This window comes from Flavobacterium procerum, from assembly GCF_042431625.1.
GTDB lineage: Bacteria > Bacteroidota > Bacteroidia > Flavobacteriales > Flavobacteriaceae > Flavobacterium > Flavobacterium procerum.
Window position 1 is genome coordinate 187,375 of the sequence record NZ_JBHLYW010000007.1, and the last position, 14,419, is coordinate 201,793.

A 14,419-nucleotide genomic window follows, 5' to 3' on the forward strand; every position below is an offset into this window, starting at 1 on the left:
AAGTTTTCAATCGTTCATCCTTAAAAAATGAGGTTTCATATAAATACCGATTTGTTTTAAATGCATAATCGTATTTTTGAATTCATAACTGACTTTTATGAAACTTAAAATACCGTTTTACTACCATATCATTCTTTTCCTCGGATTGTTTTTAACCTATTTTTTGTGGGATTTTGGAATAAATAACAGAATGGCGATAGTACAGAAGACCAAACTTTATTTTTGGGTTACGTCTACTTTTATGTCTTCGGTTTTTGTGGTTTACATTCTTAATTTTTATACGGTTTGTGATTGGTTTCTAAACAAAAGGAAAATTTATTTTTACTTTTTGAGTATTCCATTTTCTTTGTTGATTTTCGCGGGAATCCGATATCTTTTTCAGGAAATAATTATGTTTCAGATTACAGGATTTCACAATTATTTTAAGGAAGCAAGGGAGGTGAGTTATTACATAAAAGACAATTTTTTCTTTGGACTGCCTGCCGTAATTTTCAGTGCTTTAAGCTATTTATTTTGGCAGTCTCAATATTCGCAGAAACAAAATCAGGAATTACTTTTGGAGAATAAGAAAGCTCATTTTCAAATGCTTAAAGCACAGGTGAGTCCGCACTTTTTGTTTAATACGCTGAATTCTTTTTACAGTCAATTAGTTTTGAAAGAAGACGAAATGGCTGATGATATTTTAGTGCTTTCTGATTTGCTTCGATATGTTATTACCGAAACGGACAAAGACGAAGCAGTGCTTTCAAAAGAAATTCAGTTTATTGAAAATTACATTCATTTGCAAAAGAAAAGATTTGAAGACCAAATGTTTTTGGATTTTTCTGTTGAAGGAATTTATTCAAATGAAAAAATTCTTTCTTCGGCTTTAATCCATTTTGTTGAGAATGTTTTTAAGCACGGAAAGTTGAATAACGAAAAAGAGAAGGCATTCATTTCAATCAAAATAAAAGCAGGATGTTTAGAGATTTCGACTTTAAATTACAACGTAAATGGCGAGAATTATTCTTCTACCGGAATTGGTTTTGAGAATCTAACCAAAAGACTCGAATATATCTATAAACACGAATTTGTACTCGAAAAAACGGAAGAAAACAATACCTTTAAAACCTACTTGAAAATACCGCTAAAAAACTAATCTATGGCTTTTAAATGCATTATTGTAGATGATGAACCGCCTGCAACTCGAATATTGGAAAATTATATCGGAAAAGTAAATTTTCTAGAGAAAGCTGAAGTTTTTAATGATTCATTAAAAGCATTAGAATTTTTAAATCTACAAAAAGTAGATGTAATTTTTCTGGATATCCAAATGCCTCAGTTAACTGGATTACAGCTTTCAAGAATTATTTCGAAGAATATAAAAGTCATTTTCACAACTGCTTATCCTGACTTTGCTCTAGAAGGTTTTGAATTAAATGCAGTCGATTATTTACTGAAACCTATTTCATTTGAACGTTTTTATCAGGCTGTTTCAAAACTGAATTCGGAGCCCAAAACAGTAGTTTCCAATCAAAGTAATCTGCCAGACTTTCTGTTTGTTAAAACGGATGGAAAAAATAAGTTTCAAAAGATTTTTTTAAGCGATATTCTGTATGTAGAAAGCCTGCAGAATTATGTTTGCATTCATACCGAAAGACAGCAGATTATTACGCATTCTTCTTTAAAAAATGTAATTGAATCTTTGCCTGAAAATGATTTTATTCAGATTCATAAATCGTATGTTGTTTCATTAAAACATATTGAATCAACCGATAATTTTTCTGTTTTTGTAAATGGAAAGGAACTGCCGATTGGAGCAACTTTTAAAGATGCTTTTTTTGAAAAAGTAGAAGGGAATAAGATATGATTTTATTTAAACACAAAGTTCACAAAGCTAAATCAATAAAATTTTTCAACTTGCATTCAATATAGCCCGTGGTTTCAACCACGGGAACACAACGAATATTAAGAGATCTGTGTTTTATGAGGGTACCCGTGGTTGAAACCACGGGCTATATTTGAAAATTAGATCGTAATTTGAATCTTTTTAAAACGCAAAGTTCACAAAATTGTATCTATCATACAGCTTTGTGAACTTTGCGTTTGTATTAGCCATCTTAAGTTAAATTCTTAGCGTCTTTTGCGTTAAAAGAATTATTTCTTATTCTTCCCGTTTTTAAAAACCACTTTCTCTACAACAACAGGTTTACCATTTCCTTTTGGGAATGCTTTCTTTTTAGGTTTTCCAGCTGATGAACCTGATTTTGATGGACTTTGATCGCCTCTATGTTTTTCAGAATCTTTTACGCTAGCTTTAAATTCTGGTCTTTCTTTAGAAGTTTCTCTTTTTGGAATTTCAGCTTTATGTTTGGCTAAAACTTCATTCGGATTTTTTGGATTTTCTTTAGTTCCTCTTAAGTGAATGACCAATCCGTTTAGAAAGTTTCTTAAAATTTGATCGCCACATTCTACATAATTCGGATGATCTTCGGCTCTAAAGAAAGCTCCAAGCTCAGATTTTGAAATTCTAAAATCTACTAATTCTAAAATTTCAACTATTTGGTCGTCACGGAGCATAAGTGCCACGCGGAGTTTTTTTAATATATCGTTGTTTGTCATTTTTATATTGTTTCAGGTTTTAGGTTTCAAGTTCCAGGTTTTTGCTGTCGCTGTGGTTTCCTTATATTGTTTGTTTTTATTTGTTGCAAAGGTACACTATTTTCAAAGTAAATATTACAATAAAATAACGCCGTTTCCGATTCTGTCGGGATAAAATGTTTTTCCGTTTACGATTTTAACGCCATTTGCAATATCTTCAGCTAGTAATAAAGCGCCATCCATATCAACATAATCCAGTTCTGGAAGCAAATGTGCGATTGCAGCAATGCCAACCGATGATTCTGTCATACAGCCCATCATCGTTTTTAAACCTAGTTTTTTGGCTTCGCCAATCATTCTTCTTCCGGGAGTGATGCCGCCGCATTTCATCAATTTGATATTTACACCGTGAAAATGATTATGACATTTGACAACATCATCTTCGCTGATACAGCTTTCGTCTGCGATTATCGGGAGAACAGAATTTTTATACACTTCACGCTGGCCTTCCCAATCCTCCGCTTTTAAAGGCTGTTCGATAAATTCAACGTTTAGTTTTTTGAGTTCTTTGGCGTTTTCAAGTGTTTCTTGAACAGTCCAAGCACAATTGGCGTCAACCCTGAAAATAGAATTGCTGTGTTTTCTAAGTTCTTTTACAATCGAAATGTCATCGGGAGTTCCGAGTTTGATTTTATAAATAGGCCACGGAAGTTCTTCCATTTTTAAAACCATATTTTCTACAGTATCAATTCCGATGGTATAATTTGTCAACGGATTATTGTGAATCGTGTAATGCCATAATTCATACATTTTTTCGCCTTTTTTGCGGGCATATAAGTCGTTATAGGCATTGTCAAGTGCGCATAAGGCAAAAGGATTGTCTTGTAAAAATGGACTTATTTTGGACCAAAACTCTTCAGGTGTTTCACTTCCGCTTTCGGTTATAAGATTTTTGATTTTCTGAATGTCTTTTTGAAGAATATCAATCGTAATATTATAGTACGGATTTGATGTAGCTTCGCCATAACCTGAAAAACCAGCATCTTGTAATTCAACAATTAACGATGGTTGAAAATCGATTGTTTTTCTAGAAATTCTAAAAGTATGTTTGAGCTTAAGATTGTATGATTTGAGGATTAATTCCATGTTGAGTCAGAAAATTGATTTATTCCAGCTGCAAAGGCTTGGTAAATTTGTACTGGAGTTTGTTTTTTCATTCTATAATTTTAAGCAATCAAAAAAGAATAAAATCCCTTTCAGCATTCCTATTTTGTATTTATTTTTAATTGTGATAATTTAGCTAAAAATATGAAATTGATGAATACTGACGCAGAAAAAAGAAGCTTACTTTTAGAAATGATATTGTTTGCAACTGTAGATGGACATTTGCATAAACGTGAGCTTGATTTCTTGAGAATTGTAGCAAATGAACTCGGTATCAACGAAAATGAATTTCATGATTTATTTCACCAAGAAACAAAACCGCTTCCGATAAAATCTGAAATGCAGCGCATCAATCAATTTTACAGATTGGCTTTATTAATGCATTGCGATGGCGTGTTACACGAAAAAGAATTTAAGGCGATACAGCAGATTGCATTAGAAATGGGATTAAATCCAGTTGCTGTAAAAAGAGTTTTGGAATTAATGAAAAAAGCACCTAATACGGTGCTTGATCCAAATGTTATAGTAAAAGTTTTTCAGGAACAGCACAATTAAGGCAACTGTTCCTGCAATTTTTTGATGTCGTCACGTAATTTTGCCGCCTGAATAAAATCAAGTTCTTTAGCGGCTTTTTCCATTGATTTCCTTTTTTCTCGAATCATTTTTTCTAACTCTGCTTTAGACATATAAGCTGTTTCTGGTTCTGCTGCTTCTGGCATCGTGTGGCCTAATTCATATTCTACAAGAGAATTTTTTGTAAATGCGCTTTCGATTTTTTTGTTTAATGCCTGAGGCACTATATTATTTTCTACGTTAAAATTGATCTGTTTTGTCCTTCTATAATTCGTTTCGTCTATTGTTCTCTGCATGCTTTCTGTAATTTTATCAGCATACATAATAGCTTTTCCGTTTAAGTTCCTTGCGGCACGTCCGATAGTTTGTGTCAACGATTTTCGGTTACGAAGAAAACCTTCTTTGTCGGCATCCAGAATTGCTACAAGGGAAACTTCCGGTAAATCCAAACCTTCACGAAGTAAGTTTACACCAATTAAAACATCAAAAAGCCCTTTTCTTAAATCCTGCATGATTTCGATGCGTTCAAGAGTATCAACTTCAGAATGGATGTAACGACAACGTATATTTACTTTAGTCAGGTATTTAGCCAGTTCTTCAGCCATTCTTTTGGTTAAAGTAGTAACAAGAACCCTTTCGTCTAATTCGCAACGAACCTGAATTTCCTCAATCAAATCATCAATCTGATTTAAACTCGGACGAACTTCAATAACAGGGTCTAATAATCCAGTTGGGCGAATAATCTGTTCTATGTAAACTCCGTCAGACTTTTGCAATTCATAATCAGCTGGAGTTGCCGAAACGTAAATAACCTGGTTTTGCATGGCTTCGAATTCTTCGAATTTCAATGGTCTATTGTCCATTGCGGCAGGCAATCGAAAACCGTATTCTACCAGATTTTCTTTTCTGCTTCGGTCGCCTCCGTACATGGCATGAACCTGAGAAACCGTTACGTGGCTTTCGTCTATTACCATCAGATAATCACTTGGAAAATAATCTAATAAACAGAAAGGTCTTGTTCCGGCTTCACGTCCGTCAAGATAGCGCGAATAATTTTCAATTCCGGAGCAATAACCCAATTCACGAATCATTTCCAAGTCAAAATTGGTTCTTTCCTCCAGACGTTTAGCTTCCAAGTGCTTTCCTATTTCCTTAAAATAATCAACTTGTTTCACTAAATCTTGCTGAATTTCCCAAATTGCTCCTTGTAAAACTTCGGGAGAAGTCACAAACATATTGGCCGGATAAATCGTCAATCGTTTGTATTTTTCGATTACTTGAGAAGTTTTCACATCAAAAGATTCGATTTCTTCAATTTCATCTCCAAAAAAATGAATTCGATAAGCATCGTCAGCGTAGCTAGGATATACCTCAACAATATCACCTTTTATTCTGAAAGTTCCCGGATTAAAATCGGCCTCGGTTCTGGCATATAAACTCTGAACGAGACTGTGAAGTAATTTGGTTCTCGAAATAACCTGATCGCGATAAACTTCAATGACGTTTTTCTTGAATTCTGTCGGATTACCAATACCATACAGACAAGAAACAGAAGCTACTACCAAAATATCGCGTCGCCCAGAAAGAAGTGACGAAGTAGTGCTTAAACGCATTTTTTCGAGCTCTTCGTTGATAGACAAATCTTTCTCGATGAAAACACCAGTTACTGGCATAAATGCTTCCGGCTGATAATAGTCGTAGTACGAAACGAAATATTCGACTGCATTGTCTGGGAAAAATTGTTTGAACTCAGAATACAATTGAGCGGCCAGTGTTTTGTTGTGTGCCAATACCAAAGTAGGTCTTTGGACTTCCTGAATTACATTGGCAACCGTAAATGTTTTTCCGGAACCTGTAACTCCCAGTAAAGTTTGGTATTTTTCTCCGTCGACTACACCTTGAGCCAATTTTTGTATGGCTTGAGGCTGATCTCCTTTTGGACTATATTCTGAGGAAACTTGAAATTTCATTTTGAATGCTGAAAATTAGTTTTGTAAAGATACGAAGTTTGAATTCGAATCTAAAAAATTAATGACAGCATCATTCGTAATTTTAGATTGATCGATGGTTAAAAAATGGCCTGCATCTTTTATGATTTTCGTTTTGCTTCTAGGTAAGAATTTCTGCGCTCTTTCTACGCTTTCTTCAGAATTAATAACATCTCTATCTCCAATTACGACCAAGACAGGATTTTCAATCATTTGCAATTCTTTGTCTGAGAAAGGAGTCATTTTGAGCATGCTAGAATTTGATTTAGCATACTTATTGGCCAAATAAAATTGTCTTTTGTAAATTGGACTTATTTTTTCAGGATGAGTCGAAAAAGTTGATAAAGTTTTTCCGAATTTCTTTTCGTTAGGAAAAAGTTTCAGCATTAAGGCTGATGAAGTTTTGCCGACTTTGTCAATAAACTCAAAAGTCTGCGCTGGACTCAGTAAAAGAACTTTATCAATTGAATTATTTTTTTGAGTGGCCAACAATGTTGCAATCCATCCGCCTCGAGAAGCTCCGACAATATCAAATTTCTTTAGTTTGTAATGGTCGAAGATTTCGTTGTACCAAGTCACGATTTCTTGAGATGAAAGCGGTTTGGCCGTCAAATTGGACTTGTTTGGTTCCATGATAAAATCGATGGCATAAATGCGATGGTTTTTGGATAGAGCTTTGATATTAGGATACCACATAGTAGAACTGGCATCCATTCCGTGAAGCAAAACCAAATCTTTTGCGTTTTTCGGACCAGCAATAATAACATGAGCGGTTCCAAAACTTGTTTTTACATTTTCTTCCGTATAAGGAACATTCCAAAGCTTTAAAGATTTGTCGTAAGCATTTTGGTATTTGACTTCTTCGCTTTTGGTTTTAAAAACATAATCGTCAAATTTGGCTTTTTTTGAAGCACAGCTTGTCACTACGAAAAGGACAACTGCTAAGCGTGAATATAGTTTTAACATGGCAAATAAAATTCAGTTTTCAACTTAAAGTTACGATTATCGAAAGCGAAAACGGTATCAGAATTTTATTTTAAAATATCATAATTATAAGGTTGCATTGTTATTCTTGGAGGTCAAATAATATACCTGTACAAAGGCTAAGATTGCATTTGGAATGATTACGGGTAAAGCCACTGCCTAAAATCGCTGTAGTCATTTAAAAAAATGCCATAGATTACAAAGCAAATACAGCCGAACATATTTATGAGCCGAATTGTTCTGAGATTTTTCAGCATAAAACCTCCAACAATAAAAACAGATGCAAGGTAACCAATATATTCTGCCATGATTTTGATTTTTAGTAGTTTATAATAAATGTAACAAAAGTAAATTACAAAATCACATTTTGGTTTTGAAAATCAGGGTTTTAGATTCTGTAGCTTAAAACTTTTTAGGATTACGGCTTGTATGGCGAATTCTCAAAATATGTATCTCATTTGAAGTTATTTTATAAGATATTCGATAACTATAAATTTCAAAAGCTCGATAATTTCCAGTGTTTGAAATCTTCATTTCATCTAATTCATAAACTTCCCAGTTTGTTTTTAAGATAGTAACGGAGTTATAAAGAGTATCAATTACTTTATTTGAAACATTTTCACTTTTGGATTTTTTAAACAAATGAAAGTAAATTTTTTCTAGTTGGTTTAGAGCAGTTTTAGACCATATTATTTCTTTTTCCATTGCTCAATTTTGTCCTTAACCTCATCATGAGAATAAAAATTGCCACCTTGAATATCTTCTTCAGCAACTTTTAAATCGTTGTTGTATTCTTCTGGATAATTTTTAGGAGAAGTTTTTCTGCTGTCTAAAATGGTTTTTAATGCAGATAAAAAAATATCGTCATCTATTTTCTCAATTTCAGAAATCAAGATATTTTTAAGTTGAAGCGTATTCATAATACTGTAATTTAATCGAAGTTACAAAACAAATTTAATTCTAAGATCTAGAAAATCTTAAAATTTCCAATTTTTACCTTCTGACTCGCTTAAAAAACTCCAAGCCACAATACGGCTGTTTTTCTGACCCTGAGACATCTCAATTGTTTTAACAGATGCAGCGTTTACTTTCTTTAAAGTTTTATAAATCGATGAAAGATTTTCTTTTTTAGAAACCAAAGTAGTAAACCATAAAACCTGTGAAGTATATTTGGCGCTTTCGTAAATCATTTGGGTTACAAATCCGATCTCGCCGCCATTGCACCATAATTCTGCATTTTGTCCGCCGAAATTTAAAACAGGATTCGTATTTCTTTTTTCTCTTGGATTTAGATTGGAAATTTTTCTAGATGCACTTTTATTGGCTTCTTCTGCAGAAGCGTGAAAAGGAGGATTGCACATCGTGAAGGCAAAACGGTCTTCTGGCGTGATAATATTTTTGAAAATAAAGCGAGGCTCCGTTTGTTGTTGCAAGCTAATAGAATCAATCAATTGTGGATTGGCTTCGATAACTTTCGAGCAGTTTTCGATTGCTTTTTGGTCAATATCAGTTCCGACAAAACTCCAATTATAGACAGCATTTCCTAATATCGGATAAATCAGATTTGCGCCCGTTCCGATATCCAGACCTAAAACTGTGGATTCGGACGGAATAATTCCGTTATTGGATATTGCCAGTAAATCGGCGATATAGTGAATGTAATCTGCACGTCCGGGAATTGGCGGACAAAGGTAGTTGGGCGGAATATTCCAGAAATCAATATGGTAATACGTCTTCAGCAAAGCTTTATTAAGCACTTTTACAGCTCCTGGATTAGCAAAATCAATAGTTTCAAATCCAAATTTATTGATAGTTACATAGGATTTCAGTTCTGGACAATTCGAAATTAAAAGTTCAAAATCATAACGATTTCGATGTAGATTTCTTGGATGTAAATTGCTTTTTTCGGAATTGTCTTTTGTTTTCATTTTTATTGAATTTGAAAGCAAAGATAGGGATTCCGTTTTTGAAGAGACACTTGTTATAAAAATGAATGTCTTTAGTATGATAGAAAGATAGAGGACGGCTTCTAATCAAAACACTCCATCAGCAATAAATCACCATCAGAATGGGTTATGGTTACAAGACCGTCTTTTTCAACAGAATTGCTGCTTCCGGTTCTGTAGCCCATTGTAAGCGTGTCGTTGTTTAATTCGTATTTCAGATTGGTAGAAGAAATTCCGTTTACGATGCCAATCGGAATAAGCGAAATAGGTGTTTTTGCAGTGTACCATTTCTCAAACTTTGTTGGCAAAAGGAATATTTTAGAGTGGTCGTCAAGAATTACGATTTTCAATAAATTTCTATAACGAACAATATTAGTTAGGTTTGTTATGGTATGATCCGCGCGTTTTCCGGTGGCCCAAACAACATTTACGGCCGGAATTTTTCTTTCGATTAAATAATCAAATGCTTTTTCGAGGTCGGTTTTGTCCTGATCAGGCGTATGAACAATTTCGATTGGATATTGAGAAGTTTTGTAAAATTCAGGATCAAAACCACGGTCAAAATCTCCTAATAATACATCGACTTTGATACCTAAATCAATCACTCTTTCTATAGCAGAATCTAAAACAATCACTAGAGGAGACCATTCAAGCAATTGCCCTAATAATTCTGGATCGCAAGCAGCGCCATTGGCTATAATTAAAGCTGGTTCTTGATCGTCTCGGACTATATGGTGTGATGACATTTGATTTTTTTAGAATTAGTACTGCAAAAGTACGGCTACAATTTTAGATTTCAGAATTCAGATTTTAGATTTTTTGCCACAGATTTTTCAGATTAGAAAGATTAATCAATAAAATCCTTTAATCTGTGGCAAAAGATTAAAAATCAAGCAATCTTCTATGGTAATTGATTTGTCCTAAATGATAAGCCAAATGCGTCGAAAGATGAATTAAAAAGAAACCAGTTGTCATTTCTTCTTCAAAAACAATTTCAGGGTAAATGGCTTCCAAATCGTCTTGGGTTAAAGAATCAAGAACAGTATTAACCATTACAATGGTATTTTCAATTTTGTCTATTAATGCTGTTTTCGGAATGTCTTTCAGTGAAAATTCCAAAGGACGATTGCGCACATATCCTGTATTACCAAGCTGTTTTCCAATGTAAGTATTGATGTTTCCCATTAAATGAAGGCATAAATTTCCAGCAGAATTAGAAATGTTTTTGTCAATCATCCAAATTGCATTTTCGTTTTGATACGATTCAATTTCGACTTTAAGTTTATTCAAATCTCTATTGAAGAGCATTTTTAAGGCTTCAGTTATCATGATTACTTTCTGTTTTTGATTGGAATCCAGATTTTTTCCTCAGAATCGGGATCGTCTTTTTTGTATTTTTCATCCATTATGGCAAAATGTGGCCTGTCGTCTACTACGTATTCAGAATTCGGAAGCCATTCCGTAAAAATGGCATGATAAGTATTATGAGCTTCAGAGGCGGGTCCTAAATGATTAAAAACGGCATAAAGTCCTGTCGGGATAATTAAGGTTTGCATTTCCATTGGCACCTCTTCAAATTTAGACACTTCTATAGCGGCCCATTTTTGAAAAGTCGAAGCAGGATCAAAATTGTCAAAATGAGAAGTCGGAAAAACTTCTAGTGAATATAAATTGTTGTTCAGCGAATTTTTTATTTCTTTTCGCTTTGGCATAAAGCCACTCCATAACTGAAAAGTCTTATTGTCTGTAAAAGACATTTCGAGATACTGCCCTATGAGTTTTTTTTCTTCTAAAGTTCTAATTTCGGCTTTCATAATCATATTTTTGGTGCAATAGTAAATATTTTTTCATCGGTTTCACTTAGAGAAAAATATCCTAAAGGGTAATTACTTTTGTTAGTTGTGTTAATAATGTTTCCTTTTACGGTTGCAGGAGGCGTTTGAAAAGGACCGCCAACACTGCTTCCGGCAATGCTGACTAAGATATTCATATAATTGTAATATTGTTTTGAAATTCCGTAATGCGTAATCTCGATTTCATTTCCTGGTTTTAAATCTTCTTCATCAGAACGGCTGAAAATTTCATTTCCTTGATAAAATCTATCATCAGAAACATAATAACTCGAAGTCACTTTGTTTGAATATACATATTTGAATAAATAAAAATTTTCTTCTTCGGCAGGATCTGTAAAAAAGACTTTAACTTCTATGTCTTCTCCAGCAAAACCTCCTTCATTATTTTGTTCGATTCTCGTAATAGGAGCAACAGGCTTTAGGATTTCCGAAGCCATATAAGTATTGCCTCCACTAACAACAGTAAGCGTGTAATGCTCGTTTAATACGGGTTTAAAAACGCTACATACATAACGGCCAGTACCCGAAACTTCGTTAAAATTGAATCGTTCATTTTTACTGTTTCTAATATACACCACAGCGCCAGAAACAGTAGGGACACTATTTTCGTAGTAACCTGTTGTGGTTGTCAGTTTTACTGCCTGTTGTTTGCCCGAGGTGCCTTTCTGCCAATTTATGGCAGCCTCAATTACTAATTTAGGAGCAGCGGTATCTAAGTCAACTTCTACAACTTCTTCACAGCCCGCAAAGAAAAGCGGTACTAAAAATACGATTGCTAAAAATACTTTTTTCATGAATTATATTTTAGGTTATGTGAATTTTTTAAAATTTGAAATTATACGTTACAGATGGCACAACTCCAAAAATGGATAATTTTACGGCTTCATTTTCGCCTGTATCTACATTCTGGCGGAAATTAATCGATGCCGCGTTCATTCGGTTATAAAGATTGTAGATGCCGAAAACCCATTCCGTTTTCCATTTCCGCTCTTTGTTTTTTCTTGGCGTCAAAGTTGCCGAAATGTCTAAATGATGATAAGTCGGAAGACGATTTTCGTTTCGAAGACCATAACTCGGAACTGTGATGCCTAGATATTCATACTGTCCATTTGGATACGTAACTGGCTGTCCGGATTGGAGCGTAAAGTTAGCGGCAAACGACCATTTTTCGTTTAGATTATATGATGAAGTAACGGCCAGATTATGAGTTTTGTCATAAGCAGAACTGTACCATTCCCCGTTATTAATTCCGATTTCCTGTGGAGTTCGGCCAGGAGTCTGCTGTTCAGATTTTGATAGGGTATAGGAAATCCAGCCGTTAAAGCGTCCTTCGTTTTTCTTTACCATAATTTCAAGACCATAAGCACGCATTTGACCATTTAAAATCACCTGCTCTACAGCATTATTAGCGATTAAATCGGCACCGTCAATATAATCTAAACGGTTTTTAATTTTTTTATAATAAGTTTCAACTTCTAGCGAATAAGCGCCGTCTTTGATATTTCTGAAATAACCCAATGCCCCCTGATCCGCGATTTGAGGTTTGATGTAATTGTCGCTTGGCATCCAGACGTCGAGCGGTGTAGGAGAGGAAGTATTGGATATTAACTGAAGATATTGCGCCATTCTGTTATAACTCGCCTTAATGGATTGATTGTCGTTTAATTGATATGAAACTGAAAAACGAGGTTCAAAATTGCTGTAATCCTGAATTACCTTATTTTTTCTAAAATATTTTGTTGAGGTCGGAATTCCTTTTTCGTAAATCTGCATGTCTTCATCAAAGGTAACAGACTGATTATTTTCGTAATAATTAATTGTCGAAGTTCCTAAGCGATAAAATAGACTATATCGGAGTCCGTAAGAAAGGGTTATTTTTTTTGAAAGCTGATTCTCGGCATCCAAATAAAAAGAAGGTTCAAAAGCGTATTTTTTATCTAATTGATCGGGATTTATCCCAGAATCTTCGCCTTTGGGTTTGATGGTTCCGGGATTAAATTCGTAATAAATTCCGTTTAAGCCATAATTCAGTTTGAATTTATCTGAAATATAATGTTTGAAATCGTATTTGATATTATAGTTTTTAATGCCAGAATCCCATTTGAAACCCACTACATCAAGTTCTAAACCGTAATAATAATCACTATAAATCAATGATAGATTAGAAAAAAGCTTGCTTGAATATAAATGATTCCAACGCAGGTTTAAAGTCGAATTTCCATAGATATTGGTAAAGCTTTTGTTAAGACTGAAAACGTCTCGTCCGAAATAACCAGATAAATACAAGTTGTTGTTTTCGTTTATTTTGTAACTCAGTTTTGCATTGAGGTCATAAAAATATGCGGCATTGTCTTTATCTTCTTCAGAAAATTTGAGAAACAAATGAGCATAAGAAGTTCTTGCACCAATGAGAAACGACGCTTTGTCTTTTACGATCGGACCTTCAGCAAGTAGACGACTCGAAATTAATCCAATTCCTCCATTTATATGAAAGTCTTTGCTGCTTCCGTCTTTTTGATAAATATCCAAAACAGAAGAAACTCTGCCGCCGTATCTTGCCGGAATTCCTCCTTTAAATAATTTTAAATCTTTGACAGCATCGGGATTAAAAACAGAGAAAAAACCAAAAACATGAGAGGGATTAAATATTGTCGCTTCGTCTAATAAAATAAGATTCTGATCGGCACCGCCTCCGCGGACATTGAAGCCCGAAGCTCCTTCGCCTGCATTTGTAACGCCAGGAAGCAATAAAATCGATTTAATGACGTCGACTTCTCCTAAAACAACGGGCATTTTTTTTATGGCTGAAATAGAGAGTTTGTTTACGCTCATTTCAGGAGATTTTATATTGATTTTACTGCGGTTGTCTTTTACGATCACTTCCTGAAGTTCTTCTCCGCCTTCTTTGATGGCAAAATTCATTTTAGTATTCTGGTTCAAAACAATGCTTTTCTGAATCGTCTGATAACCTATAAAACTGATTTCGATTTCGTATTCGCCCTGTGGTACAGAAACGGAATAAAAACCATATTCGTTGGTGGCAGTCCCGATTTTTAAAGCTGGAATATAAACGTTAACACCAATAAGGGTTTCATTGTTTTTGCTGTCGCTGATGATGCCACTTAAAGTGAATTTTCCCTGCGAAAAGCAATTAAAAACCGTAAATGCAACAATCAATAAAGTATATAGTTTTTTAGAAAGCATTACATTGATTTTGATTTACATAAATAAATAATTTGCGCTAAATAGGAAAAAGAATGATTGTTAAATTACGGCTAAGATAAAAAAAAGGACAACCTTGCGAGTTGTCCTTTTATTATATTGGAGATAC

Annotated in this window: 16 protein-coding genes; 3 read left to right on the forward strand and 13 right to left on the reverse strand. The window is 34.2% G+C overall.

What is annotated here, in order from left to right:
* Window positions 1–97: 97 nt before the first annotated feature.
* Window positions 98–1,138: a sensor histidine kinase gene (locus tag ACFFLS_RS06390; RefSeq protein WP_379685704.1), complete on the forward strand. Its 1,041-nt coding sequence runs from the start codon at window positions 98–100 to the stop codon at window positions 1,136–1,138.
* A 3-nt stretch (window positions 1,139–1,141) separates the two neighbouring features.
* Window positions 1,142–1,849 carry a LytR/AlgR family response regulator transcription factor gene (locus tag ACFFLS_RS06395; RefSeq protein WP_379685705.1) on the forward strand — a complete coding sequence of 236 codons (708 nt, stop codon included), beginning with the start codon at window positions 1,142–1,144 and terminating at the stop codon, window positions 1,847–1,849.
* A gap of 287 nt (window positions 1,850–2,136) precedes the next feature.
* On the opposite strand, the gene ACFFLS_RS06400 is transcribed toward ACFFLS_RS06395, so the two are convergent.
* Both ACFFLS_RS06400 and ACFFLS_RS06405 read right to left on the reverse strand, forming a co-directional pair.
* Window positions 2,137–2,601 carry a DUF1456 family protein gene (locus ACFFLS_RS06400; protein ID WP_379685706.1) on the reverse strand — a complete coding sequence of 155 codons (465 nt, stop codon included), beginning with the start codon at window positions 2,599–2,601 and terminating at the stop codon, window positions 2,137–2,139.
* Window positions 2,602–2,715: 114 nt separating this feature from the next.
* Complete coding sequence (locus ACFFLS_RS06405) at window positions 2,716–3,726, reverse strand: dipeptide epimerase (protein WP_379685707.1); 1,011 nt, start codon at window positions 3,724–3,726, stop codon at window positions 2,716–2,718.
* A 162-nt stretch (window positions 3,727–3,888) separates the two neighbouring features.
* Here ACFFLS_RS06405 and ACFFLS_RS06410 point away from each other — a divergent pair, with 162 nt between their 5' ends.
* On the forward strand, window positions 3,889–4,299 hold the full coding sequence (locus ACFFLS_RS06410; protein ID WP_379685708.1) for a TerB family tellurite resistance protein: 411 nt from the start codon (window positions 3,889–3,891) through the stop codon (window positions 4,297–4,299).
* On the opposite strand, the gene uvrB is transcribed toward ACFFLS_RS06410, so the two are convergent.
* The 11 genes from uvrB to ACFFLS_RS06465 form a co-directional block, all read right to left on the reverse strand.
* Entirely contained in the window at window positions 4,296–6,287 is a 1,992-nt protein-coding gene (gene uvrB, locus ACFFLS_RS06415; RefSeq protein ID WP_379685709.1) for an excinuclease ABC subunit UvrB, read from the reverse strand. The two genes, ACFFLS_RS06410 and uvrB, sit on opposite strands and share 4 nt — an antisense overlap.
* Window positions 6,288–6,302: 15 nt before the next feature.
* Window positions 6,303–7,271, reverse strand: a complete 969-nt coding sequence (locus tag ACFFLS_RS06420) for an alpha/beta fold hydrolase (protein WP_379685710.1) — start codon at window positions 7,269–7,271, stop codon at window positions 6,303–6,305.
* A gap of 158 nt (window positions 7,272–7,429) precedes the next feature.
* Window positions 7,430–7,597, reverse strand: coding sequence for a uroporphyrinogen decarboxylase (locus ACFFLS_RS06425; RefSeq protein ID WP_379685711.1), 168 nt, complete (start codon window positions 7,595–7,597; stop codon window positions 7,430–7,432).
* A 94-nt stretch (window positions 7,598–7,691) separates the two neighbouring features.
* Window positions 7,692–7,994 (reverse strand): type II toxin-antitoxin system RelE/ParE family toxin, encoded by a 303-nt coding sequence (locus ACFFLS_RS06430; protein WP_379685712.1) that lies wholly within the window; start codon window positions 7,992–7,994, stop codon window positions 7,692–7,694.
* Window positions 7,979–8,209, reverse strand: a complete 231-nt coding sequence (locus tag ACFFLS_RS06435; RefSeq protein ID WP_379685713.1) for a hypothetical protein — start codon at window positions 8,207–8,209, stop codon at window positions 7,979–7,981. The genes ACFFLS_RS06430 and ACFFLS_RS06435 overlap by 16 nt, the downstream gene beginning before the upstream one ends.
* A 57-nt stretch (window positions 8,210–8,266) precedes the next feature.
* The gene (rlmF, locus tag ACFFLS_RS06440; protein ID WP_379685714.1) at window positions 8,267–9,217 is read right to left on the reverse strand and encodes a 23S rRNA (adenine(1618)-N(6))-methyltransferase RlmF; all 951 of its coding nucleotides are present in this window, start codon (window positions 9,215–9,217) and stop codon (window positions 8,267–8,269) included.
* A 101-nt stretch (window positions 9,218–9,318) separates the two neighbouring features.
* Complete coding sequence (locus tag ACFFLS_RS06445; RefSeq protein WP_379685715.1) at window positions 9,319–9,981, reverse strand: thiamine diphosphokinase; 663 nt, start codon at window positions 9,979–9,981, stop codon at window positions 9,319–9,321.
* Window positions 9,982–10,117: 136 nt separating this feature from the next.
* Window positions 10,118–10,564, reverse strand: a complete 447-nt coding sequence (locus ACFFLS_RS06450; RefSeq protein ID WP_379685716.1) for a DinB family protein — start codon at window positions 10,562–10,564, stop codon at window positions 10,118–10,120.
* A 2-nt stretch (window positions 10,565–10,566) separates the two neighbouring features.
* Window positions 10,567–11,049, reverse strand: a complete 483-nt coding sequence (locus ACFFLS_RS06455) for a GyrI-like domain-containing protein (protein WP_379685717.1) — start codon at window positions 11,047–11,049, stop codon at window positions 10,567–10,569.
* A gap of 2 nt (window positions 11,050–11,051) precedes the next feature.
* Window positions 11,052–11,882, reverse strand: coding sequence for a DUF4249 domain-containing protein (locus ACFFLS_RS06460; protein WP_379685718.1), 831 nt, complete (start codon window positions 11,880–11,882; stop codon window positions 11,052–11,054).
* Between the two features lie 28 nt (window positions 11,883–11,910).
* Window positions 11,911–14,292, reverse strand: coding sequence for a TonB-dependent receptor (locus tag ACFFLS_RS06465; RefSeq protein WP_379685719.1), 2,382 nt, complete (start codon window positions 14,290–14,292; stop codon window positions 11,911–11,913).
* Between the last annotated feature and the right edge of the window lie 127 nt (window positions 14,293–14,419).